Raw genomic sequence first — 22,253 nt, 5'->3', positions numbered from 1 at the left:
GATGCAGATTTTTAAGAGAAAAAGCGAAATCGACTTCATGGGCAAGCGCAAGCTGGCCGTAATCCTGTCGGTGGCTCTGGTGCTGATCGCTATCGGTTCGATTTTGGTTAGGGGCTTGAGTCTTGGTATCGACTTTACCGGCGGTACCCTGGTTGAGGTTGGTTATCAGGATGCCGTGGAGCTCTCCAAGGTTCGTGATGTGTTGACTGCGGACGGCTTTGGTGATGCCCAGGTGCAGCACTTTGGTACTTCAAAGGATGTGTTGATTCGGTTGGCGCCTAATGCGGAAGAGGACAGCGCCAAGATGAGTGACCGCGCCTTTGCTGCCCTCAAAAAGGCCGATGCCGGTGAGGCGACGCTGCGCCGGGTTGAGTTTGTGGGCCCCCAGGTGGGTGATGAGCTGACCGAGGATGGTGGTCTGGCGATGCTCTATGCGCTGATTGGGATTCTGGTCTATGTGGCGCTGCGTTTCGAATACCGTTTCGCCCTCGGCTCGGTTATCGCTTTGGTGCATGACGTGCTTATTACCCTGGGTATCTTTTCCATTTTCCAGATCGAGTTTGATCTCACTGTGATGGCGGCGGTGCTGGCGGTGATCGGCTACTCGCTGAACGACACCATTGTTGTTTTCGACCGTATTCGTGAAAACTTCCGCAAGATGCGCAAGGGTACAGCAGTGGAGATTGTTAACAGCTCCCTGAACCAGACCTTGTCACGTACCTTGATGACCTCGCTCACCACCTTGCTGGTGCTGACGGCACTGTTTGTGTTTGGTGGGGAGATTATTCACGGATTCGCCTTTGCCTTGATTGTCGGGGTTCTGGTGGGCACCTACTCCTCGATTTATGTAGCCAGTACTGCCGCTTTGATGCTCGGTATCAGCAAGGCGGATCTGATGCCGGTGGTGAAAGAGGGGGCAAATGTAGACGCGGAGCCCTGATTTCCGTAGGCGATCGACTGAACGAAAAAAAGCCCACTGGACCAATGATTCCAGCGGGCTTTTTTTGTATTCTGGCGTTTGACTCAGCCGCAGGCCCGCCGCTGGTCAGGGAAGTCGATGATGGTGGCGTCGCCCACGCTCGCATCGTGCTCTTCATGCCAGTATGGATGGTAGGCCGGATGACGGATCTCCAGGATGTCGAGTCCGTCGATGTCGGCGCAGAGCGAGGATTCCAGGGAGAGTTCCAACAGTCCGTCCAGCACGTCGCGCATGATCATCTCCAGTGCGCCTTCACCGACGTTGGTGGTTGTAGCTGAATTGTCCTTCATGCCGCTGGATCTCCGGATTCCACAATAAAGAGGGCGTCCTCATTGACTTAATCCGGTTATCGGTCGGTTGGGAGAATACTTGAGGCTGCGGGAGAGTGGGTTCTCTCTCCCGCAGTGGCGGCACTCAGCCGCGCAGATGGTCGGTAAGGTGGGGGCGGATGACGCTGGCCATGGCGGAATGGAGGCGCAGGCCACCGGCGATGATGTTACCGGTCTCGAAGAAGCGTCCACCACCATTGATATCCGATACGGTACCGCCGGCCTCTTTGACCAGCAGTGCGCCGGCGGCGAAATCCCACTCCGAGAGACCCAGTTCCCAGAACCCGTCCAGGCGTCCCGCGGCGACGTAAGCCAGGTCCAGTGCTGCAGAGCCGGGTCGGCGGATACCGGCGGTATCCTTGATCAGGGCCCGGAACATGCCCAGGTAGGCGTCCAGGTGGGACTGGTCCCGATAGGGGAAGCCGGTGCCGAGCAGGGCGCCGTCCAGGCTTTTTCGGTTGGTGACGCGGATTCGGCGGTCGTTCAACAGGGCCCCTTCACCACGACTGGCGGTGAAAATCTCATCCCGCAGCGGATCATAGACCAGGCCATGCTCCAGTACACCCCGGTGTTTCAGGGCGATAGAGATGGAAAACTGGGGGAATCCGTGCAGATAATTGGTGGTGCCGTCGAGGGGATCAATAATCCACTGATAGTCGTTACCACTCTTGTTACCGCTCTCCTCCGCCAGGATGGCGTGATTGGGATAAGAGCTCCGCAAGGTGTCGATTATGGCCTGCTCGGAGGCGCGATCCACCTCCGATACAAAATCGTTCAGCCCCTTCTGGGTAACCTTCAGGGTATCTGTTCGCTCGTAATATCGGAGGAGTATGTTACCGGCGCTGCGGGCGGCGCGGACAGCAATATTCATCATCGGGTGCATGGGCGAGGAAGATACATCAACCAGCGCATCTAATAAAGAGAAATCAGCATTTTCAATGCACAATTTCTTGCTGTTTTATCTGAAATCGGGCTGAGAAAAGGTGCCGAATCGGGTACGCTTTGCGGCTATGTTGAAGAATATCAAGATTGTGCTTATCGGGACGACCCATCCGGGTAATATCGGTGCCGCCGCCCGGGCCATGAAAAATATGGCTCTGTCGCAACTCTGTCTGGTCGCGCCCCGTACCTATCCCAGTGCGGAGGCGACTGCCAGGGCTGCCGGGGCGGACAGTATCCTGGAGCAGTGTCAAGTGTATGAAACTCTGGATGAAGCGTTGCAGGGGTGCCGGCTGGTCGTCGGTGCCAGCGCCCGACTGCGAACCGTGCATTGGCCGCAACTGCTGCCGCGCGCCTGCGCCGAACAGGTGTGGCGGGAATCGGCTGAAGGGGAGGTGGCAATCCTGTTCGGGCGGGAGAGTTCCGGTCTGCGTAATAGTGAACTGGATCGCTGTCACTACCTGGTGCATATTCCGGCCAATCCGGAATACAGTTCGCTCAATATCGCCCAGGCCCTGCAGGTGATCGCCTACGAGATCTACATCCAGTCCCTGTCGGATAACGGTCCGGCAGACAGGGGTGAGCTTGAGGCTGTCGCATCCATGGAGACGCTGGAAGGTTTTTTTCAGCATCTTCAGCAGGCGATGCTGGATATCGGTTTCAGCAACCCCCGCCAGTCAGAGAAGTTACAGCGCCGGCTGCGCCGTCTGTTTTTACGGGCCCGACCCGACCCGGAAGAGGTCAATATCCTGCGCGGTATCCTCAGTGCGGCTCAGGGTCGCAAATCCATGCGGCGGCAGTAGTTTCAGTAACCCGCTTTTCTATCAGGCGGCAAAGGGCCCACTGGCCAGTCGGCAAAATAATCGAGTAGAATAGTCGGGAATAGTTCTCCACTGATATTCTAACTCTAATAGCGTTAACGGAAGCCCGGAATGTTCACCCGTCTCAAAGAAGATATGGCCAGTGTGTTTGAGCGTGACCCCGCGGCGCGCAATGCTTTTGAAGTATTGACCACCTATCCGGGTCTGCACGCATTACTGCTCTACCGGGTCAATCACTGGTTATGGAATATCGGGCTCTGCTGGCTGGCCAGGTTGTTGTCAACTTTTGCTCGCTGGATTACCGGTATTGAGATCCATCCCGGTGCCACCATCGGGCGTCGTTTCTTTATTGATCATGGCATGGGTGTGGTTATTGGTGAGACGGCGGTGATCGGGGACGATTGTACCCTCTACCATGGCGTGACATTGGGGGGGACCAGTTGGCAGAAGGGAAAGCGACATCCGACGTTGGGCAATAACGTGGTGGTGGGTGCCGGTGCCAAGGTGCTGGGGCCGATCGACATCGGGGATGACGCCAGAATCGGTTCGAATGCGGTTGTTCTGAAGTCGGTACCGGCCGGCACTACCGTGGTCGGTGTTCCGGCGCGTCTGGTCGAGGCCTCTTCCGAGGCGCTGTCCAGGCGCTCTGCAACGGCGGAAAAGATGGGGTTTGATGCCTACGGGGCGACCGCTGACGCCCCTGATCCGGTGGCTCATGCCATCAACTGCATGCTCGACCATATTCATGTTATGGATCAGCGCATGCAGACCATGTGCGAAATCCTGCGGCGTGTCAGCGAGGAGCAGCCGGATCTCGAAGTGCCCGAAATTGATTCCTGCGAGATTGCCTCCACAGCTGAAGAATTGCTTAAAATTCAAGGTACTGAGGATTCGCCTCGGGCAGAGCATGCCAAGGAAAGTAATAGTCCAGAATAGTTGATCAAATCACTCAAGTATTATATATTAGCGTCATCCAATATTTTAGGAGAGCTGCTGTGAGGTTAACTACTAAAGGACGTTATGCAGTAACCGCCATGCTGGATCTGGCCTTTCATCAAGGGCAGGGGCCAATTACCCTGGCGGATATTGCTGAGCGGCAAGGAATCTCCCTCTCGTACCTCGAGCAGCTGTTCTCTCGACTACGGAAAAAACTGCTGGTGGCCAGTGTTCGCGGTCCGGGCGGCGGTTATGTGCTGGGTAAGGAAGCGGATGAGATATTTATCGCTTCGGTGATTACCGCTGTGGATGAGAAAGTCGATACCACCCGCTGTGGTGGTAACCATAACTGCCAGGACAATGAGCGTTGTCTGACCCACGATCTCTGGCACGATCTCAGTGATCAGATTTATGATTATCTTAATCGGATCAGTCTGCATGATCTGATGGAGAGGCGTGGGGTTAAGCAGGTGGCCCAGCGCCAGGATAAAGAGTTGACCGAGACCGTTGATAAGGCTGCCTCGTCAGCAGATGTAAAGTTCGGATCCACCGTGGTGGGTACGGGCGTGAGAGCCTGATATTTACCAATAACATTTTGGAGTGATGATGAAATTACCCATCTATATGGACTACTCGGCAACCACGCCTGTTGATCCGCGGGTTGCGGAGAAAATGTGCCAGTATCTGACGCCGGATGGTGTGTTCGGCAACCCTGCGTCCCGGTCCCATACCTTTGGTTGGGCGGCAGATGATGCGGTAGAGCAGGCGAGGTGTGACGTTGCTGCCCTGCTGAATGCCGATCCGAAGGAGATCGTCTGGACATCCGGTGCGACGGAATCGGATAACCTGGCCATCAAAGGTGCTGCCCACTTCTACCAGAAGCAGGGTAAACATATCATCACCAGCAAGACTGAACACAAGGCGGTCCTGGATACCTGTCGTCAACTGGAACGGGAAGGGTTTGAAGTAACCTATCTTGACCCGGAGCCCAATGGCTTGATTGATCTGGGTAAGCTCGAAGCCGCGATGCGCGATGACACCATTCTGGTCTCCATCATGCATGTGAACAATGAAATCGGTGTGATCCAGGATATCGAGGCGATCGGCGAAATGACCCGGCCTCGCAAGATCCTGCTTCATGTGGATGCCGCCCAGAGTGCCGGCAAAGTGCCGCTGGATATGGAGCGCATGAAGGTCGACCTGTTGTCGCTCTCTGCGCACAAGGTGTATGGGCCGAAGGGTATTGGGGCGCTGTATGTGCGGCGTAAGCCACGGGTACGTATCGAAGCCCAGATGCACGGCGGCGGCCATGAGCGGGGTATGCGCTCCGGCACCCTGGCAACTCACCAGATTGTCGGTATGGGAGAGGCCTTCCGTCTTGCCAAAGAAGAGATGGCGCAGGAGAACGAACGTATTATCCAGTTGCGCGACCGGCTCTGGAATGGCATCAAGGAGATGGACGAGATCTATCTCAATGGTGACCTGGAGCGTCGCGTGGCCGGCAACCTGAATGTCAGTTTCGCCTATGTCGAGGGTGAGTCCCTGATCATGGCTCTGAAGGATATTGCCGTTTCGTCCGGTTCGGCCTGTACCTCGGCCAGCCTGGAGCCCAGCTACGTGCTGCGAGCCCTGGGGCGACCGGACGAACTGGCACACAGCTCCATCCGATTCACGATTGGTCGTTTCACCACGGCGGAAGAGATCGACTACGTGATCAGCCTGATCAGTCAGCAGGTTAACCGCCTGCGCGAACTCTCACCATTGTGGGATATGTTCAAGGAAGGAGTTGACCTGAATTCAGTCCAGTGGGCAGCACATTAGCAGTACGCCGCTGTCTCAACAGATAACAAGGTCAGTTTAATTTACAGCTTTCGTATGTTACCGGCCTGAATCGGGCCGGGCATTGAATCCGGAGAATCGAGTATGTCATACAGTGAGAAGGTCTTGGATCATTATGAGAACCCCCGCAATGTGGGTGTGATGGATAAGGATGCCAAGAATGTTGGTACCGGGATGGTCGGGGCACCTGCTTGCGGTGACGTGATGCGGTTGCAGATTCAGGTCAACGAACAGGGTGTGATCGAAGACGCCAAGTTCAAAACCTACGGCTGTGGTTCGGCTATTGCTTCCAGCAGCCTGTTGACCGAATGGGTCAAGGGCAAGACCCTGGAAGAGGCCCAACAGATCAAGAACACCCAGATTGCCGAAGAGTTGGCGCTACCGCCGGTGAAAGTACACTGTTCGGTGCTGGCGGAAGATGCTATCAAGGCTGCCGTGCAGGATTACGCCGCCAAGAATGCAAAAGAGTAGCTGATCCGGCATTATATTGCCTCTGATGTTGATGTGGATCGGGGCCGTGCTGGATCCCGGAGTGAGACGATATGAGTATTACCATTACTGAAGCGGCCGCCAGGCACGTACGTAACTATCTGGAGAACCGCGGGTCCGGTCTGGGTATCAGGCTGGGTGTACGCACCTCCGGTTGCTCCGGCATGGCCTATGTGCTGGAGTTTGCAGACGACAGTGAAGCGGATGACCAGATTTTTGAACAGCACGGAGTCAAGGTGCTGGTCGATCCGAAGAGCCTGCTCTATCTGGATGGTACGGAACTGGACTACACCAAAGAGGGACTCAACGAAGGGTTTAAATTTAATAACCCCAATGTCAAGGACGCTTGCGGTTGTGGCGAAAGCTTCAACGTCTGACCGGTCATTTGGGGGCCGCCGCAGAGCCCCCGTTACCCAACAACTGTAAATAGAAAGCGATGCTGGATTTCTCGAAGAACTACTTTGAGTTGTTTGGTTTGCCGGTGGATTACATAGTAGACGCTGATCACCTTTCAACTCATTATCGTGAGTTACAGAAAGCAGTTCATCCAGACCGGTTCGCCAACTCAACTGAACAGGAGCGCCGCATTTCAATGCAGGGGGCGGTGCATATTAATGAGGCCTACGAGACACTGAAGGATCCGGTCCGGCGCGCCCGTTATCTGCTTGATCTGAAAGGTGTGGATATGGGTAATGGCCAGGAGACCACCCGGGATACCCTGTTCCTCATGGAGCAGATGGAACTTCGGGAAACGCTGGAAGAGGCGCCCAATAAACCGGACCCCTACGCGGTGATCGCCGATTTCATGGCTGACATACAGCAGCGTATCGATGTGCTGGTTGATGAGATGGCGGTCCAGTTCAAGGGGTCGACGCCGGAGCAGCTTGAGGCGGCCAAAGAGAATCTGCTCAAGATGCAATTTCTGAAAAAACTTGGTAATGATGCTGAATCCCTCGAAGCCGAGCTGGATGACGCCCTGTGATGAGTCGCCCCGATTATGGCCTTACTGCAACTCTCTGAACCCGGACAGTCCGCCGCACCCCACCAGCATCGGTTGGCGGCGGGAATTGATCTGGGGACCACTAATTCCCTGGTTGCTGCTGTGCGCAGTGGAAAAGCGGTTACCCTGCCGGATGAGGCGGGCGAGCACCTGCTCCCCTCCGTGGTGCGTTACACCAAGACCGGTATCGAAGTGGGTGAGCACGCCAAGCAGATGGCTGCCAGCGATCCCCTGAATACCATTATTTCTGTCAAGCGACTGATCGGTCGCGGCGTCGAGGATCTGAAGTCACTCGGGAATGAGCTGCCTTATCAGTTCCTGTCCGGTGATGCTGCCGTTCCCCGCATCCACACAGTACGGGGTGATGTCAGTTCAGTGGAGGTTTCGGCGGAGATTCTGAAGGCCCTGGTCAAACGGGCGGAACAGTCGTTGGGTGGCGAGTTGGAGGGGATCGTTATTACTGTCCCTGCCTATTTTGATGATGCCCAGCGCCAGGCCACCAAGGATGCGGCGACCATCGCCGGCCTCAAGGTCCTGCGGCTGCTGAATGAGCCCACTGCCGCAGCGGTTGCCTATGGCCTGGATACCGGCTCCGATGGTGTGCATGCGATTTATGACCTGGGTGGCGGTACATTCGATATCTCCATCCTGCGTCTCAATAAGGGCGTGTTTGAAGTCCTCTCCACGGGCGGTGATTCCGCACTTGGCGGTGATGATCTGGATCATGCGGTCGCCGAGTGGATCATGGCCCAGGCCGGTATTGACCGGGATGCGGATCGTTCTGTCCTGCGCCAGTTGCTGCAGGTCGCCTGCCGGGCGAAAGAGCAGCTCACCGAGGCCGACAGTGCGCCGATTACGGTTGCCCTGGCTGACGGTACCCGTTGGCAGGGTGAGTTGAGTCTGGAGCAGTTCAACAGTCTGGTTGACCCCCTGATCCGTAAAACCCTGGGCCCTTGTCGTCGGGCATTGCGTGACGCCGGTCTGAAGCCCGAGGATATCGAGGATGTGGTGATGGTGGGAGGTTCCACCCGGGTGCCGCGGGTGCGGGAACTGGTGGGGGAGTTTTTCCGTACCGAACCGCTGGTTGATATTGATCCTGACCGGGTAGTGGCGATCGGTGCCGCAATCCAGGCCGATATTCTGGTGGGTAATAAATCCGATAACGAGATGTTGTTGCTGGATGTCAATCCGCTTTCGCTCGGTATCGAGACCATGGGTGGCCTGGTGGAGAAACTGATTCCCCGAAACACCACCATTCCGGTAGCCCGGGCCCAGGAGTTCACCACTTTCAAGGATGGTCAGACCGCCATGGCCGTACATGTGCTGCAGGGTGAGCGGGAACTGGTGGCGGATAACCGGTCGCTGGCCCGTTTCGAGTTGCGCGGGATTCCCCCCATGGTGGCCGGTGCGGCCCGCATCCGGGTGACCTTTTCAGTGGATGCGGATGGTCTGCTCAGTGTCGAAGCCCAGGAGCAGAGCAGTGGCGTGAAGGCCAGTGTTGAGGTCAAACCCTCCTATGGATTGACTGATGGGGAAATCGAGTCGATGCTGCGGGAATCCTTCGACCACGCCAAAGAGGATATGGAGGCGCGCAAGCTGCGGGAGCAGCAGGTTGAGGCGGAGCGGGTGATTGAGGCGTTAACCGCCGCCCTGGCGGATGACGGCGATGCACTGTTGAGCGCCGATGAGCGGGGCACGGTGGAGTCTGCTCTGCAGACCCTGGCGGAGACCAATCGGAATGGCGATTACGGGGCGATCAAAGCGGCCGTGGAGGCGCTGGAAAAAACCTGCGAGTTTTATGTGGAACGGCGTATGAACGCCAGTGTGCGCAAGGCCATGTCAGGCCACAGTGTTGAAGAATTCGAATAACCGAAGTAGCCATCAGGATTGATCATGACGCAACTAATTTTTCTTCCCCATGAAGAGATCTGCCCGGAAGGGGCGGTGATCGAGGTGGAGCCGGGCATCTCAATATGCGATGCCGCCAATCAGAATGGCATAGAGATAGAGCACGCCTGCGAGAAATCCTGTGCCTGCACCACCTGCCATGTGATCCTCCGCGAAGGGGGCGATTCACTGAATGAGGCCGACGAGGTGGAGGAAGACATGCTGGACAAGGCCTGGGGCCTGGAGCCGGACTCCCGGCTCAGTTGTCAGGCGATCGTGGGTGATAAGGATCTGGTGATCGAGATACCCAAATACACTATCAACATGGTCTCTGAAAACCACTGAGGGTGAACAGTTATGGGTTTGAAATGGACCGATACGCTCGATATAGCGATCGAACTGGATGAGACATATCCCGATGTTGACCCTAATCATGTCAACTTCGTGGACCTGAATCGCTGGGTCATGGAGCTGCCGGATTTTGATGATGATCCGCAGCGTACCGGTGAGCGGATTCTGGAAGCGATCCAGATGGCCTGGATCGAAGAGCGGGAATAACCCGGGATCAGACGGAACGATCAGCGTTCTTCTGATTTAATGTCGTGATAAACCTTTCTGTCTGGACAGCAGGGGAACGCTTTGGAACAATGCGCGCTGAATCGGGCTGCCGTTCCATGCGTATTCTTTGAGGACAATTATGTCGCTGATCAGAGCGTTCCCCGGGCTCCGGCCCGCCGACGGGCGTGCCGAGGATGTTGCCGCTCCGCCCTATGATGTACTGAGTGAGGCGGAAGCCAGGGAGATGGTGAAAAACCGACCCTGGAGTTTCCTGCATATCTCCCGTCCTGAAGTAGACCTGCCTGCCGGTATCGACCCCCATGCCCCGGAAGTTTACGCCAAAGCGGCGGAAAATCTGGCCGCCATGCGGCGTGAAGGCGTACTTACCACCGACAGTCGTGACTGTTACTACGTCTATCGACTCACCATGGGTGCCCATACGCAGCTGGGTGTGGTGGCGGCGGCTTCCGTGGACGCCTATGACAGTGGCCGGATCAAGCGGCATGAACTGACCCGCCCGGACAAGGAGCTGGATCGGGTCAAGCAGATATCTGCTCTGAACGCACAGACCGGTCCGGTATTTCTGGTCTATCCCAGCGATGAACGGATCGATGATCTGCTCAGGGGGGCGGCCGAGGGCGAGCCGGCCATGGACGTGACCGCCAGCGATTCGGTAAGACACCAGATATGGGTGTTGTCAGACAGGACACGCATTACCGCGCTGACCCTGCTGTTCGATGAACTGCCGGCCCTGTATATCGCTGACGGGCACCATCGCTCAGCAGCGGCATCCCGGGTAGCGGCACAACGGAAGCTGGCCAACCCGCAGCATACGGGTAATGAACCCTATAACTATTTTCTGTCGGTGATTTTCCCCCATAAGCAGACCCAGATTCTGGACTACAATCGAGTGGTCCGGGACTTAAATGGGATGACCGTAAGCCAGTTTCTTCAGGCGATAGGTGAGCGTTTCCAGGTAGAGTCCGTGGACGAACCGGTCAAACCGGAGCAGACGGGACATTTTGGTATGTACCTGGATGGCAGCTGGTATCGACTGGTACTGCCGGAATCCCGCATACCGTCCCTGGATCCGGTGGCGAGTCTGGATGTGAGCCTGCTGAGCCATGAAATACTGGAGCCGGTGCTGGGAATTTCCGATCAACGGACCGACAGCCGGATCGATTTTGTCGGTGGTATCCGGGGGCTCAAGGCGCTGGAGCAGCGGGTCGACAGTGGCGAATGGGCGGTTGCGTTTGCCCTTTATCCCACCAGCATGAATGGGTTGATGGCGGTTGCCGACGCAGGCCAGATCATGCCGCCAAAGTCCACCTGGTTTGAGCCGAAACTGGCAGACGGACTGGTCAGCCACCTGCTTGAATGATCCGTGTTACCTGTTTATTCCTGTGGTTAATGGTTTTATAACTGAGTAGTCGATCCAGAAAAGCAGCGGTTCTCCGAGAGTGCCGGGCGTGTGGTTTGACGGGGCTGTTTTAGCAGTGAACCAGTTGGTTTTTCCCGTGTCTGTTACAGACTGTAAAGCCAAACTGGGGTCTGGTGAGGCGGTTTGGCATTGGTTCCGTTTTCCTGAATAATGCGCCCTGATTTCACCGGAATCCCATGTGGTTATTTCAAGCCAAGCCATACCCGCGCATGGACAGAGGACCATTTCGATGACCGTTTTCCAATATGAAATTGCGTTGTGGCGGCATGTTCAGGCACGGGGCTTTACCATGATTGGCACGGCTTTGATAGATATTTTTATAAGGACTTCAGATGGTTAGCATTACCACCAACCTTCCTGAAAGCAATGCGCTGGATGAACGGGATATACGGGTATGGCTGGCGGGGCTGGCTGTCAAACGCAGTGCAGAGGAGATGGAAAAGCTGCACGAGGCGTGTGACCTGGCATTTGAGATCCATCGAGAGGGTGTTGAAGTCACCGGGGAAACCACCCTGCGCCACGCTCTGGCCGTGGCGGAAATTCTCGCCGGCATGGATCTGGACTGGGAAACCCTGGCGGCCGCTATTCTGCATGACGTGTTGCCTGGCGACCAGGTAAATCCGGAGGTTCTGGAGAAGAAATTCGGCCCGGCTGTTGCCCGCATGGTGCATGACATGGCACGCATCGGCTTCGTCTCCCGGGATCGGGCTGTCAGTCAGCATGACAAGGAGTTGGCACATACGGAGAATCTGCGCCGCATGCTGCTCAGTATTGCCGATGACATCCGGGTGGTGCTGATTGTGCTGGCGGAGCGGCTGCACACCATGCGTATTCTCAAATCGCTGCCGGAAGCGATGCGGGTCAAGGAGGCGCGGGAAACCCAGCAGATATACGCCCCCCTGGCCAACCGGCTCGGTATCTGGCAGATAAAGTGGGAATTGGAAGATCTCTGTCTCCGCTACCTGGAGCCGGATACCTACAAGGACCTGGCCAAAAAGCTGGATGGTCGGCGGACGGACCGGGAGGAGTATATTGATCAGGTGATCGATATTCTGGAGGCGAAGTTCGCCGAAATGCATATTGATGCCGAGATCACCGGGCGACCGAAACATATCTACAGCATCTGGAAGAAGATGGTGCGGAAGTCGGTGCCGTTCGAGCAGATATTCGATCTGCGGGCCGTTCGGGTGCTGGTGGACAGTGTGGCGGACTGCTATGCCGCTATCGGTGTGGTACATGGGTTGTGGCGCCACATACCGGGTGAGTTCGACGATTACATCGCAACCCCCAAGGCGAACATGTACCGGTCCATTCATACGGCGGTGATTGGTCCCGAAGACAAGACCCTGGAGATCCAGATCCGTACCCACGACATGCATGAACATGCTGAACTCGGTGTGGCTGCCCACTGGCGCTATAAAGAGGGTGGCAGTAAAGGGGATGCGGAGTTTGAACGGCGTATCTCCCTGATGCGCAACTGGATTGAGGTGAAGGATGACCCGGCCGGTTCGGAAGATTTTGTCGACAATCTGAAGAATGAATTTGAATCCCGGCAGATTTACGTCCTGACCCCACAGGGCAAGGTGGTAGAGCTGCCCAAGGGTGCCACGGCAGTCGATTTTGCCTACGCCATACACTCGGACGTGGGGCATCGCTGCCGTGGCGCCAAGATCGATGGAAAGATCCGTCCGCTTACCCGGCCGTTGGAGAGTGGACAGCTGGTGGAGATTCTGACTGTCAAGGAGGGCGGTCCGAGCCGCGACTGGCTCAGCCCCCACCTGGGCTACCTGAAAACCAGTCGGGCGCGCAACCGGGTTCGGCAATGGTTCAAACAGCAGGATTATGAGCAGCATCTGCACGCCGGCAAAATCAGCCTGGAACGGGAAGTTGCCCGGCTGGGCGTGCCAAAGCCGGATCTGTCCGCTGCGGTAAAACGGTTCAATTTCAAGAAGAGTGATGACGTGCTGGCGGCCATTGGACGGGGTGAGGTATCCCCTATCCAGGTGGCGGGGATGGGCGTTCCGCATGATCTGCCGAGCCGCAAAAGCACCCAGGTCGAGCAGGCTCCAGCCCCACATCGCAAGACCTCCAAGTCGAAGAAGGCCGGGCGCAGCGAAGTGATCGTTGAGGGTGTGGATGACCTGATGACCCACATAGCGCGCTGTTGCAAGCCGGTACCCAATGACGACATCCTCGGTTTTATCACCCGTGGCCGGGGAGTCACCGTGCATCGCCGGGACTGCGGCATGATTACGCACCTGGATGAGAGTGACCGGGAACGGCTGGTGGATGTGGCCTGGGCGGGTGAAGGGGGCAGCAGTTCCTATCAGGTGGATATCAAGATCACCGCTACTGATCGCAAAGGGTTGTTGCGGGATATATCCGCTATCCTCACCAATGAAGAGGTGGATGTGCTCGGAGTGAATACCCAGTCGAACCGCAAGATGGACCAGGCCAATATGCGTTTTACTGTTGAGATCGGCAACATGCGACAGCTCAGTCGGCTGCTGGACAAAATCGCCCAGTTGCCCGATGTATTGTCGGCCAGGCGGGCTGTTTGAGGCGGCCCGGGTTGGGGGTGCTGGAATCATAAATTGCCTGTTTCCCCCGCTGCAAGGTAAACTAAGCGCTGATTTTGTAAACAGAAAACAGATTCTCTCGGACCCATTCGGTTTAACGGTGCGATTTTTTTCAGGCGACTGCCGGTCAGGGATTCGCATGCGGTCGTTTCAGAGAGCTGAATTCACATTTCTTGCGTAGCCTGTTGGCTGGGCATGGTTTTTTTATTGTTTGAATTTATTGGAGTTTTTGATGGCGATCGAGCGTACTTTCTCAATTGTGAAACCGGATGCGGTGGCGAAGAACATTATCGGCAAGATCTACAGCAGATTTGAAGAAGCGGGCCTTAAAATCGTCGCTGCAAAGATGTTGCAGCTGACCCGGGAACAGGCCGGTGAGTTCTACGCGGTGCACAAGGAGCGCCCCTTCTATAACGATCTGATCGATTTCATGACTTCAGGTCCGGTTATGGTACAGGTTCTGGAGGGTGAGAATGCCATCGCCAAGAATCGCGAGGTAATGGGTGCCACCAATCCCCAGGAGGCCGCGCCCGGCACCATTCGTGCGGACTTCGCTGAAACCGTCGATGAGAATGCCGTCCACGGTTCGGACGCACCGGAAACCGCAGCGGCTGAGATTGCCTTCTTCTTTCCCGAAGGTGTCTGCGAAAGGTTGCGTTGAGGTCATACCTTGAGCAATCTGCATTGCCTCAGTCTGAGCACTGATTGCCGGGCCACCCCTGGTTGCAGGGGTGGGGGCAATCTCTTTAATTTACCGTGTGGAGTGATGGGGTAATGCAGAGCACTGAACAGAAAGTCAACCTGCTGAATCTTGACCGCCAGGGGCTGGAGTCCTTCATTGAAGGATTGGGCGCCAAGGCGTTCAATGGTCGCAATGTGCTGAAGTGGATTCACAAACACGGCGTGACCGATTTCGACGCCATGACCGACTTGTCGAAGAAGCTGCGTGAGCAGCTCAAGCAGGTGGCTGAAGTCCGGGTGCCGGAAGTGGTGTTTGATCAGCCGGCACTGGATGGTACCCACAAGTGGGTACTCGAACTGGACTGTAATAATCGTATCGAATCGGTCTACATCCCTGAACCCAATCGCGCCACCCTCTGTATCTCTTCCCAGGTCGGTTGTGCGCTGGATTGCAGTTTCTGTTCCACGGCCCAGCAAGGGTTCAATCGCAACCTGACTACGGCGGAGATTATCGGTCAGTTATGGGTGGCGGAACATGAGCTTGGCAAACGCCTTACCAATGTGGTGTTCATGGGGATGGGGGAGCCATTGGCCAACTTTGATCCGGTGGTCACCGCAACCCGTATCATGCAGGACGATCTGGCCTACATGCTGTCGAAGTACCGGGTTACCATCAGTACCTCGGGTATCGTGCCCGCCCTCAGGCAGCTGACTGAACTGTCCGAAGTGAGCCTGGCGGTTTCGCTCCATGCGCCGACCAATGAATTGCGTGACCAACTGGTCCCGATCAACCAGAAATATCCCCTGGAACAGTTGATTCCCGCCTGTCGGGAGTACCTCAGGGGTGATAAACGCCGTAAGGTGACCTGGGAATATGTGATGCTGGACGGCATCAATGATAGTGATAAACAGGCCAAACAGCTGATCAGACTGCTGGAAGGCACCCCCTCGAAGATCAATCTTATTCCGTTCAATCCGTTTCCCGGAACCCGCTACCAGTGCTCGTCCCCGGAGCGGATCGATGCCTTCCGCCAGCGCCTGGTCAAGTCCGGTATTGTGACCACCACTCGTAAAACCCGTGGTGACGATATCGACGCGGCCTGTGGACAGCTGGTTGGGCGAGTGAAGGATCGCAGTCGTCGTGAATTGAAACATGCAGGAGGAGTTGTACGTTGAAAGTGCGTCGGGTCTCTATCTTGGGAGTGTTGTCACTGTTGTTTTTAGCTGGATGCCAACAGGCTGGGGTGCGTCCGGACGGCAGTTCGCCGGATATGGTGGACAATACCGGCCGTTTCGGTCAGAGCAGCCGAACCGGTGCGGGCGACGTGTATGTGAAGCTGGCGGTTGCCTATATGCGGGAGGGTCATCTTGATGTCGCCCTGCAGAAGGTCAAACAGGCGTTGGCAGTGGAGCCGACGAATGCCGAGGCTCATAACGTGATCGCGTTGTTGTATGAACGTCTGGATGAGCCTGATCTGGCGGAGAAACATTTTAATCGCAGCCTGAAACTGGACCCGAAAAACTCCTATGTATTAAACGCCTATGCTTCATACCTGTGTAAACAGCAGCGTTTTGAAGAGGCGGATAAAACTTTTCTGAAGGCGCTGGATAACCCGCTTTACCAGACCCCCGAAGTGGCGTTGACCAACGCCGGCATCTGCGCCTCGCGCAACAATGATTTGGAAAAGGCCGAGAGCTATCTGCGTCGTGCCCTGACGCACAACGGGAATTTTCCGCTGGCGCTGATACAGATGGCGCAATTGAGTTTTCAGATCGGCGAGAACCTCTCTTCCCGGGCCTATCTACAGCGTTTCCTGGAGCGATCCAAACCAACTGCGGCGTCACTCTGGCTGGGTATTCAGAATGAACGGGTGCTGGGTGATCGGAATGCCGTGTCCAGTTATTCGCTGATGTTAAAGAACAACTTCCCCGATTCCCGGGAAGTGCAGCTATTGAGAGAACTGGAACGACAATGAATGCCGCCGAAAATACCGAAGAGGCACCTGATACCCCGGTTATCCAGGGCCCTGGAAAACAGTTGCGGGATGTTCGCGTCGCCAAAGAGATGGACGTCAACCGGGTGGCCAGTCTGCTGCATCTGAACGTCTCCATGCTGGAAGCGCTGGAAGCGGATGATTTCAGCAAATTACCCAGCGCTGTGTTCGTGCAGGGTTATCTGCGTAACTATGCCCGTCTGCTGGATGTGCCGGTGGGCCCCATCCTGGATGCCTTTCATCTCTATCGACCTGCAGAAGAAGAGAACGCCAATCTGCAACCGGCAGAGATCAAGCGGGAGGTGCGCAGCAGTCATACCTTGATTCGACTGATTACCTGGTTGATTGTGATCGCCATAATCGGCCTGGTGGTGACCTGGTGGTATGGCTATCTGCAGTGGCCGCTTGGCGGCAGTGCCGGCAGCGATACCCAGGCGATAGAGCAGCAGGTTGATCAATCCCTGGCGGAACCGGGTGGCCCTCTGGTGGCAGAGGATGGGAGCGTTACGTTACCGGCACTGCTGGATAAACCGGAGATCCTCGATGCGCCCGTTACCGAGCCGGAGGAATCCAGCGTCACGACGAGCAGTGAGGGTCCGGAAGCCGGGACGATGGTCCCGGGTGAGATATCTTCTGAGCCGACTGAAGATAGTGCGGAGGGGATGGTGGAAGCCCCTCTGGCTGAGAGTCTGGCGCCCACTGCAGCAACTGACCAGGCCGACCTGTCAGCGGTGGTCAGCGTCAGCTTCTCCGATGCCTGTTGGACCGACATCAAGGATGCTTCGGGCAATTTTCGGGTGATCGGTAATAAAGTCGCTGGTGATCGCCTGGTGCTTGGCGGCGAAGCGCCCTATCAGATGGTATTCGGCAACGCGTCGGCGGTGAGGGTTACGGTACGTGGAGAACCTTATGATCTGGCTCCCCATATCCGCGGCAACGTTGCCAAATTGACCCTCCGAATTGAGTGAGAGAGGACGGAACAGGTTACCCTGGTCAACCAAAACCGCACGCCTGTTTGTACCGGTCGTGCAACCTGCAGCGAGACCAATTCTTCTGCAGGCCGGATTGATACGGCCTGAATTGACGGGACAGCCTGAAAGCCCGGAAACAGTTAAGTAATGGTATAGAAAGAGTAATGGCAAAAAACATACAGGCCATTCGTGGCATGCACGATATCCTGCCCGACCAGACACCCATCTGGCATTTCCTGGAACAGCAAGTGCGCACGGTACTGGACAGTTACGGTTACCGGGAACTGCGCACGCCGGTGGTGGAGATGACGGATCTGTTCAAACGATCCATTGGCGAAGTGACCGATATCGTTGAGAAGGAGATGTACACCTTCGAGGACCGCAATGGCGACAGTCTGACCCTGCGACCGGAGTGCACCGCCAGCTGTGTCCGGGCCGGTATTGAAAATGGGCTGTTTCATAACCAGGTGCAGCGCATCTGGTACTACGGCCCTATGTTCAGGCATGAACGTCCCCAGAAAGGGCGCTATCGCCAGTTCTACCAGATCGGTGCCGAGGCTTACGGACTCAGCGGTCCGGATATCGATATCGAGATGATTCTGCTGACCCGGCGTTTCTGGGAGTCGCTTGGTCTGGATGGCCTGGAACTGCAGATCAACACCCTGGGTACTCCCGATGAACGGGCGGTGTATCGTGAAAAACTGGTCGCCTATCTGACCGAACATCAGACGCAGCTGGATGAAGACAGTCTGCGCCGTCTGCAGAGTAATCCCCTGCGGGTGCTGGACTCCAAAAATCCGGCCATGCGTGAGCTGATTGCAGCGGCTCCCTCGCTTCTGGATTACCTGGGCGACGAGTCAAAAGCCCATTTTCAGACCCTCTGCGAGGGGCTGGACGCCGCCGGTGTGCCCTATGTGGTGAATACCCGCCTGGTGCGTGGACTCGATTACTATGCCCGTACTGTGTTCGAGTGGGTGACCGATCGACTGGGTGCTCAGGGCACCGTCTGTGCCGGTGGACGGTATGACGGGCTGGTGGAGCAACTGGGTGGTAAACCGACCCCCGGCATCGGATTTGCGATGGGGGTGGAGCGGCTGATTGTGTTACTGCAGGAGCGGGACAACCCGTTGCAGTTGCAGACCCTGGATGCCTATCTGGTACTGGTGGGTGATACGCCGCAGAAACAGGGGGTGCTGCTGGCGGACCGGTTGCGGCGGGAACTGCCTGAACTGCGCCTGCTCTGTCACTGTGGTGGTGGCAGTTTCAAAAGCCAGTTCAAAAAAGCGGATCGGAGCGGCGCCCGTTTCGCGCTGGTGTTGGGTGAGGACGAATTAACCCAGGGGGTTATCGGCGTCAAGCATCTACGCGAGGAGCGGGAACAGGAGCAGGTGGCGCTGGACAGCCTGGCAGACTACCTGCGGGACATGATTTGACCGCGGTCGGTCGGGATTTTCAGACGGGCTGCCCTATGCGCGAGTCGTCTGGAGTAGTATCGGGCGGACGCATGGCGATACCGGTAACAAATTATTTATCCGCTGGCGGCGGAAAGGGAGGACAACATGGTTGATGTGAATCTGTCCGAAGAGGAACAGGTAGAGGCACTTAAAAACTGGTGGAAAGAGAACGGCAAGTCGGTTATCGCCGGTATTGTTCTCGGCCTGGGTGGTGTGTTTGGCTGGCAATACTGGAGCCAGCATCAGCAGCAGGTCACTGAGCAGGCTTCACAGCAGTTTGAGCTGTTGAGCAACAGTGTGGCGACCAATTCGCCAGCTGTGGTTAGCCAGGCAGAGGCCATCGTGACCCAGTACGGGCAGACCCCCTACGCGGTGTTTGCCGCCCTGGATCTGGCTAAAGTGAAATTCCAACAGGGTGATGTGGATGGGGCGAAGACGCAGTTGCAGTGGGTCATTGCCGAGGCGGGCGACCCCTCCCTGCAGCAGATTGCCCGTCTGCGTCTGGCCCGACTGCTGTTGGATCAGGGGGCTCTGGATGAGGCTTCCGCATTGGTGGCGCAGGCCCCGGCAGACAGCTTCAGGGGCGACTTCGCCGAACTGAAAGGTGATATTGCCCTGCAGCAGGGAAACCCGGCGGCGGCGCGCCAGGCCTATAAGGAGGCGCTGGAATACGATGTGAGCAACAGCGCCCTGGTGCAGATGAAGTTCGATGATCTTGCCGCAGCTGAATAACCCCGAGGATTGCCCATGACGCGCTATCTGTTGAGTTTGCCGCTGGTGCTCCTGCTGGCTGGTTGCAGTTCCATGAATCCGCTTAACTGGCTGTCCGATGAGGACAATTCAGAGCCGCCTGCGGAACTGGTGGAGATGGCCAGTTCCGTCCCTGCCCGGGTGATCTGGTCGGCTTCGATCGGCGATGGTGCGGATGAACAGCGGGTCAAGCTGGTTCCCTTTGTGGCGGGGGATCGGATCTACGGTGCCAGTCGAAGTGGCACGGTGCGTGCCCTGGAAGCGGCCACCGGTCGACCTGTCTGGTCGGTCGATACTGAACTGGAGATCTCCGGCGGACCCGGTGCCGGCGAAGGTTTGGTGCTGTTCGGCACCAGTAATGCCGAAGTGGTTGCCCTGGAACAGGATACCGGGCAGGAGAAATGGCGGGCCCAGGTGAGCAGTGAAGTGCTGTCAGTACCCAAGGCCGGCCGAGGTGTGGTGGTGGTGCATACCATCGACGGCAAGCTGTTTGGGCTGGATGCGGAAAACGGCGCTGAGAAGTGGGTATATGACCGATCCATCCCGGTACTGACGCTGCATGGCAGCAGTTCCCCGGTGATCGTGGATGGTTATGTGATCTGTGGTTTCGCCAGCGGTAAGTTGGTGATGCTGGATCTGCAGAAAGGCGATCTGCTCTGGGAGATCACGGTGTCAGCGCCCAGCGGACGCTCTGAACTGGAGCGAATGGTGGATATCGACGGCGATCCACTGGTAATTGGCGACGTGGTCTATGCCGTTACCTATCAGGGTGAAATGACCGCTGTATCGATCCAGACCGGTATCGTGCTGTGGCGGCGTAAGCTCTCATCCTATGCCGGTATGGGGGCTGATTACGGCCAGATCTATGTCTCTGACGAGGCCGACCATGTGGTGTCGGTGGATCCCGGTAATGGCTCCGCGCTTTGGAAGAACAAAGCGCTTCAGTATCGCAAGCTGACGGCTCCGATGGTGTTGGGTGAGCATGTACTGGTGGGTGATTTTGAAGGTTATCTGCACTTCCTGTCCCGTGTTGACGGTCGCCTGGAAGGACGTGTGCGGATTGCAAAGTCCGCCATTTCAACGCCACCGTTGGTCATTGATGGTGTCGTCTATATTTATGCGGATGGTGGCGAGATGGCTGCCGTGACGATTTCCGATAGCTGATCATCGAGTATAAATGTGCCAAACATGCTGCCCGTAATTGCCCTGGTAGGCCGACCCAATGTGGGCAAGTCGACCCTGTTTAACCGGTTGACCCGAAGTCGTGATGCGCTGGTGGCGGATCAGCCGGGATTGACCCGCGATCGTCAGTATGGGGTTGGTAAGCTGGGCGACCGTCCCTACGTGGTAGTGGATACCGGCGGCCTGAGTGGCGAGGAGAGCGGGGTCGATCAGCTGATGGAACAGCAGGTGCAGGCGGCCATTGCAGAAGCCGACCATATTCTCTTTCTGCTGGATGCCCGGGCCGGCTGCACGCCCGCGGATGCCGTCATCGCAAGCCAACTCCGCCGTACCGGCAAGCCGGTCAGCGCGGTGGTGAACAAGAGTGAAAACCTGGATGGGGCGATGGCCGGTGCGGATTTTTTCTCCCTGGGGCTGGGTGAGCCCTTACCCATTTCCGCCGCCCATGGCCGTGGCGTGCGCTCTCTGATCAATGACGTGCTGGACGCGTTCCCCGAACCGGACGGGCTGGCGCCGGAGCAGGATACCGGCACCCTGATCGCCGTGGTGGGTCGCCCCAATGTGGGAAAATCCACCCTGGTTAATCGGATGCTCGGCGAGGAGCGGGTGGTCGCTTTTGACCAGCCGGGTACCACCCGGGACAGCGTTTTCATCACCTACACCCATGATGACAAACCCTACACGCTGATCGATACGGCCGGTGTCCGGCGTCGCGCCCGGGTCAGTGAAATGATCGAGAAGTTCAGCGTCATCAAGACGTTGCAGGCGATTGAACGGGCCAATGTGGTGATGCTGGTGCTGGATGCACAGCAAGGTGTTGGTGAACAGGATGCGACCCTGGCGGGGCACATTCTGGAGAGCGGTCGTGCCCTGGTGGTGGTGATCAATAAATGGGATGGCCTGCAACCGGACCAACGGGATCGGGTCAAGGATGATATCGACCGGAAACTGCCATTTCTCGATTTTGCCGCCAAGCGTTTCATCTCCGCACTGCACGGTTCCGGTGTGGGCAAACTCTACCAGGCGCTGGATTCAGCCTATGCCAATGCCACCCGCAAACTGGCCACCCCGGAGTTGACCCGCATCCTTGAATGGACAGTGCAGGAGCACCAACCACCTATGGTGCATGGACGTCGGATCAAACTGCGCTATGCTCACCAGGGTGGGCAGAATCCACCGATTATCGTGATTCATGGCAATCAGACCGATGCGGTACCAACCACCTATAAACGTTATCTGGTGAACCGTTTCCGGGAGGTACTGAAACTGACCGGCACGCCGATCCGCATCGAGTTCAAATCGGGTGACAACCCTTTCAAGGATCGCAAGAACAAGCTGACCCAGCGCCAGGTGCAGAAGCGTCAGCGACTTAAATCCCATAGTAAGCGCAAGTAGCCTGAGCCGTTCACCAATCCGGTCTGCTG

General features: G+C 56.8%; 23 protein-coding genes. 21 read left to right on the top strand and 2 right to left on the bottom strand.

What is annotated here, in order from left to right; genetic code table 11:
- Window position 1 precedes the first annotated feature (1 nt).
- Complete coding sequence (secF, locus tag AAY24_RS08675; RefSeq protein WP_046861148.1) at window positions 2–940, top strand: protein translocase subunit SecF; 939 nt, start codon at window positions 2–4, stop codon at window positions 938–940.
- 83 nt (window positions 941–1,023) lie between these two features.
- Here secF and AAY24_RS08670 read toward each other — a convergent pair whose 3' ends face one another.
- Window positions 1,024–1,269, bottom strand: coding sequence for a hypothetical protein (locus AAY24_RS08670; RefSeq protein WP_046859348.1), 246 nt, complete (start codon window positions 1,267–1,269; stop codon window positions 1,024–1,026).
- 124 nt (window positions 1,270–1,393) lie between these two features.
- Entirely contained in the window at window positions 1,394–2,191 is a 798-nt protein-coding gene (suhB, locus tag AAY24_RS08665; RefSeq protein ID WP_046859347.1) for an inositol-1-monophosphatase, read from the bottom strand.
- A 127-nt stretch (window positions 2,192–2,318) separates the two neighbouring features.
- On the opposite strand from suhB, the gene AAY24_RS08660 reads away from it, so the two are divergent.
- The 20 genes from AAY24_RS08660 (at window position 2,319) to der (ending at window position 22,224) form a co-directional block, all read left to right on the top strand.
- Complete coding sequence (locus AAY24_RS08660) at window positions 2,319–3,050, top strand: RNA methyltransferase (protein WP_046859346.1); 732 nt, start codon at window positions 2,319–2,321, stop codon at window positions 3,048–3,050.
- 129 nt (window positions 3,051–3,179) lie between these two features.
- The gene (gene cysE, locus AAY24_RS08655; protein WP_046859345.1) at window positions 3,180–4,004 is read left to right on the top strand and encodes a serine O-acetyltransferase; all 825 of its coding nucleotides are present in this window, start codon (window positions 3,180–3,182) and stop codon (window positions 4,002–4,004) included.
- Between the two features lie 59 nt (window positions 4,005–4,063).
- Window positions 4,064–4,582, top strand: a complete 519-nt coding sequence (gene iscR / locus AAY24_RS08650; RefSeq protein ID WP_046859344.1) for a Fe-S cluster assembly transcriptional regulator IscR — start codon at window positions 4,064–4,066, stop codon at window positions 4,580–4,582.
- Between the two features lie 28 nt (window positions 4,583–4,610).
- Entirely contained in the window at window positions 4,611–5,825 is a 1,215-nt protein-coding gene (locus AAY24_RS08645) for an IscS subfamily cysteine desulfurase (RefSeq protein ID WP_046861147.1), read from the top strand.
- 102 nt (window positions 5,826–5,927) lie between these two features.
- Window positions 5,928–6,314, top strand: coding sequence for a Fe-S cluster assembly scaffold IscU (gene iscU / locus AAY24_RS08640; protein ID WP_046859343.1), 387 nt, complete (start codon window positions 5,928–5,930; stop codon window positions 6,312–6,314).
- Between the two features lie 71 nt (window positions 6,315–6,385).
- Complete coding sequence (gene iscA, locus AAY24_RS08635; RefSeq protein ID WP_046859342.1) at window positions 6,386–6,709, top strand: iron-sulfur cluster assembly protein IscA; 324 nt, start codon at window positions 6,386–6,388, stop codon at window positions 6,707–6,709.
- A gap of 59 nt (window positions 6,710–6,768) precedes the next feature.
- Window positions 6,769–7,314 (top strand): co-chaperone HscB, encoded by a 546-nt coding sequence (hscB, locus tag AAY24_RS08630; RefSeq protein ID WP_046859341.1) that lies wholly within the window; start codon window positions 6,769–6,771, stop codon window positions 7,312–7,314.
- A 15-nt stretch (window positions 7,315–7,329) separates the two neighbouring features.
- Complete coding sequence (gene hscA, locus AAY24_RS08625) at window positions 7,330–9,201, top strand: Fe-S protein assembly chaperone HscA (RefSeq protein ID WP_046859340.1); 1,872 nt, start codon at window positions 7,330–7,332, stop codon at window positions 9,199–9,201.
- Window positions 9,202–9,225: 24 nt separating this feature from the next.
- Window positions 9,226–9,564 (top strand): ISC system 2Fe-2S type ferredoxin, encoded by a 339-nt coding sequence (gene fdx / locus AAY24_RS08620; protein ID WP_046859339.1) that lies wholly within the window; start codon window positions 9,226–9,228, stop codon window positions 9,562–9,564.
- An 18-nt stretch (window positions 9,565–9,582) separates the two neighbouring features.
- On the top strand, window positions 9,583–9,777 hold the full coding sequence (gene iscX, locus AAY24_RS08615) for a Fe-S cluster assembly protein IscX (RefSeq protein WP_335337239.1): 195 nt from the start codon (window positions 9,583–9,585) through the stop codon (window positions 9,775–9,777).
- A 139-nt stretch (window positions 9,778–9,916) separates the two neighbouring features.
- A complete protein-coding gene (locus AAY24_RS08610) occupies window positions 9,917–11,158 on the top strand; it encodes a DUF1015 domain-containing protein (protein WP_046859337.1) in 1,242 nt (413 codons plus the stop codon).
- A 392-nt stretch (window positions 11,159–11,550) separates the two neighbouring features.
- A complete protein-coding gene (relA, locus tag AAY24_RS08605; RefSeq protein ID WP_046859336.1) occupies window positions 11,551–13,779 on the top strand; it encodes a GTP diphosphokinase in 2,229 nt (742 codons plus the stop codon).
- Between the two features lie 250 nt (window positions 13,780–14,029).
- A complete protein-coding gene (gene ndk, locus AAY24_RS08600) occupies window positions 14,030–14,458 on the top strand; it encodes a nucleoside-diphosphate kinase (protein ID WP_046859335.1) in 429 nt (142 codons plus the stop codon).
- A gap of 113 nt (window positions 14,459–14,571) precedes the next feature.
- The gene (gene rlmN / locus AAY24_RS08595) at window positions 14,572–15,654 is read left to right on the top strand and encodes a dual-specificity RNA methyltransferase RlmN (protein ID WP_046859334.1); all 1,083 of its coding nucleotides are present in this window, start codon (window positions 14,572–14,574) and stop codon (window positions 15,652–15,654) included.
- Window positions 15,655–15,656: 2 nt separating this feature from the next.
- Entirely contained in the window at window positions 15,657–16,454 is a 798-nt protein-coding gene (gene pilW, locus AAY24_RS08590) for a type IV pilus biogenesis/stability protein PilW (protein ID WP_335337238.1), read from the top strand.
- Window positions 16,451–17,440, top strand: a complete 990-nt coding sequence (locus AAY24_RS08585) for a RodZ domain-containing protein (protein WP_046859332.1) — start codon at window positions 16,451–16,453, stop codon at window positions 17,438–17,440. The genes pilW and AAY24_RS08585 overlap by 4 nt, the downstream gene beginning before the upstream one ends.
- 167 nt (window positions 17,441–17,607) lie before the next feature.
- Window positions 17,608–18,876: a histidine--tRNA ligase gene (gene hisS, locus AAY24_RS08580; protein ID WP_046859331.1), complete on the top strand. Its 1,269-nt coding sequence runs from the start codon at window positions 17,608–17,610 to the stop codon at window positions 18,874–18,876.
- A gap of 126 nt (window positions 18,877–19,002) precedes the next feature.
- A complete protein-coding gene (locus tag AAY24_RS08575; RefSeq protein ID WP_046859330.1) occupies window positions 19,003–19,629 on the top strand; it encodes a YfgM family protein in 627 nt (208 codons plus the stop codon).
- 15 nt (window positions 19,630–19,644) lie between these two features.
- Entirely contained in the window at window positions 19,645–20,811 is a 1,167-nt protein-coding gene (gene bamB, locus AAY24_RS08570) for an outer membrane protein assembly factor BamB (protein WP_052761150.1), read from the top strand.
- A gap of 24 nt (window positions 20,812–20,835) precedes the next feature.
- Window positions 20,836–22,224 (top strand): ribosome biogenesis GTPase Der, encoded by a 1,389-nt coding sequence (gene der / locus AAY24_RS08565; RefSeq protein WP_046859329.1) that lies wholly within the window; start codon window positions 20,836–20,838, stop codon window positions 22,222–22,224.
- Window positions 22,225–22,253: the final 29 nt, after the last annotated feature.

This window comes from Sedimenticola thiotaurini (assembly GCF_001007875.1).
Taxonomy (GTDB): domain Bacteria; phylum Pseudomonadota; class Gammaproteobacteria; order Chromatiales; family Chromatiaceae; genus Sedimenticola; species Sedimenticola thiotaurini.
Note: the sequence above shows the minus strand (reverse complement) of the source record. Positions and strands in the feature narration are given on the sequence as shown.

Excerpts from the sequence above, each read along its gene's own strand:
- secF (WP_046861148.1), top strand. The coding sequence starts at position 2 with ATGCAGATTTTTAAGAGAAAAAGCGAAATCGACTTCATGGGCAAGCGC.
- AAY24_RS08670 (WP_046859348.1), bottom strand. The coding sequence starts at position 1,269 with ATGAAGGACAATTCAGCTACAACCACCAACGTCGGTGAAGGCGCACTG.
- suhB (WP_046859347.1), bottom strand. The coding sequence starts at position 2,191 with ATGCACCCGATGATGAATATTGCTGTCCGCGCCGCCCGCAGCGCCGGT.
- AAY24_RS08660 (WP_046859346.1), top strand. The coding sequence starts at position 2,319 with ATGTTGAAGAATATCAAGATTGTGCTTATCGGGACGACCCATCCGGGT.
- cysE (WP_046859345.1), top strand. The coding sequence starts at position 3,180 with ATGTTCACCCGTCTCAAAGAAGATATGGCCAGTGTGTTTGAGCGTGAC.
- AAY24_RS08645 (WP_046861147.1), top strand. The coding sequence starts at position 4,611 with ATGAAATTACCCATCTATATGGACTACTCGGCAACCACGCCTGTTGAT.
- iscU (WP_046859343.1), top strand. The coding sequence starts at position 5,928 with ATGTCATACAGTGAGAAGGTCTTGGATCATTATGAGAACCCCCGCAAT.
- iscA (WP_046859342.1), top strand. The coding sequence starts at position 6,386 with ATGAGTATTACCATTACTGAAGCGGCCGCCAGGCACGTACGTAACTAT.
- hscB (WP_046859341.1), top strand. The coding sequence starts at position 6,769 with ATGCTGGATTTCTCGAAGAACTACTTTGAGTTGTTTGGTTTGCCGGTG.
- hscA (WP_046859340.1), top strand. The coding sequence starts at position 7,330 with ATGGCCTTACTGCAACTCTCTGAACCCGGACAGTCCGCCGCACCCCAC.
- fdx (WP_046859339.1), top strand. The coding sequence starts at position 9,226 with ATGACGCAACTAATTTTTCTTCCCCATGAAGAGATCTGCCCGGAAGGG.
- AAY24_RS08610 (WP_046859337.1), top strand. The coding sequence starts at position 9,917 with ATGTCGCTGATCAGAGCGTTCCCCGGGCTCCGGCCCGCCGACGGGCGT.
- relA (WP_046859336.1), top strand. The coding sequence starts at position 11,551 with ATGGTTAGCATTACCACCAACCTTCCTGAAAGCAATGCGCTGGATGAA.
- ndk (WP_046859335.1), top strand. The coding sequence starts at position 14,030 with ATGGCGATCGAGCGTACTTTCTCAATTGTGAAACCGGATGCGGTGGCG.
- rlmN (WP_046859334.1), top strand. The coding sequence starts at position 14,572 with ATGCAGAGCACTGAACAGAAAGTCAACCTGCTGAATCTTGACCGCCAG.
- AAY24_RS08585 (WP_046859332.1), top strand. The coding sequence starts at position 16,451 with ATGAATGCCGCCGAAAATACCGAAGAGGCACCTGATACCCCGGTTATC.
- hisS (WP_046859331.1), top strand. The coding sequence starts at position 17,608 with ATGGCAAAAAACATACAGGCCATTCGTGGCATGCACGATATCCTGCCC.
- AAY24_RS08575 (WP_046859330.1), top strand. The coding sequence starts at position 19,003 with ATGGTTGATGTGAATCTGTCCGAAGAGGAACAGGTAGAGGCACTTAAA.
- bamB (WP_052761150.1), top strand. The coding sequence starts at position 19,645 with ATGACGCGCTATCTGTTGAGTTTGCCGCTGGTGCTCCTGCTGGCTGGT.
- der (WP_046859329.1), top strand. The coding sequence starts at position 20,836 with ATGCTGCCCGTAATTGCCCTGGTAGGCCGACCCAATGTGGGCAAGTCG.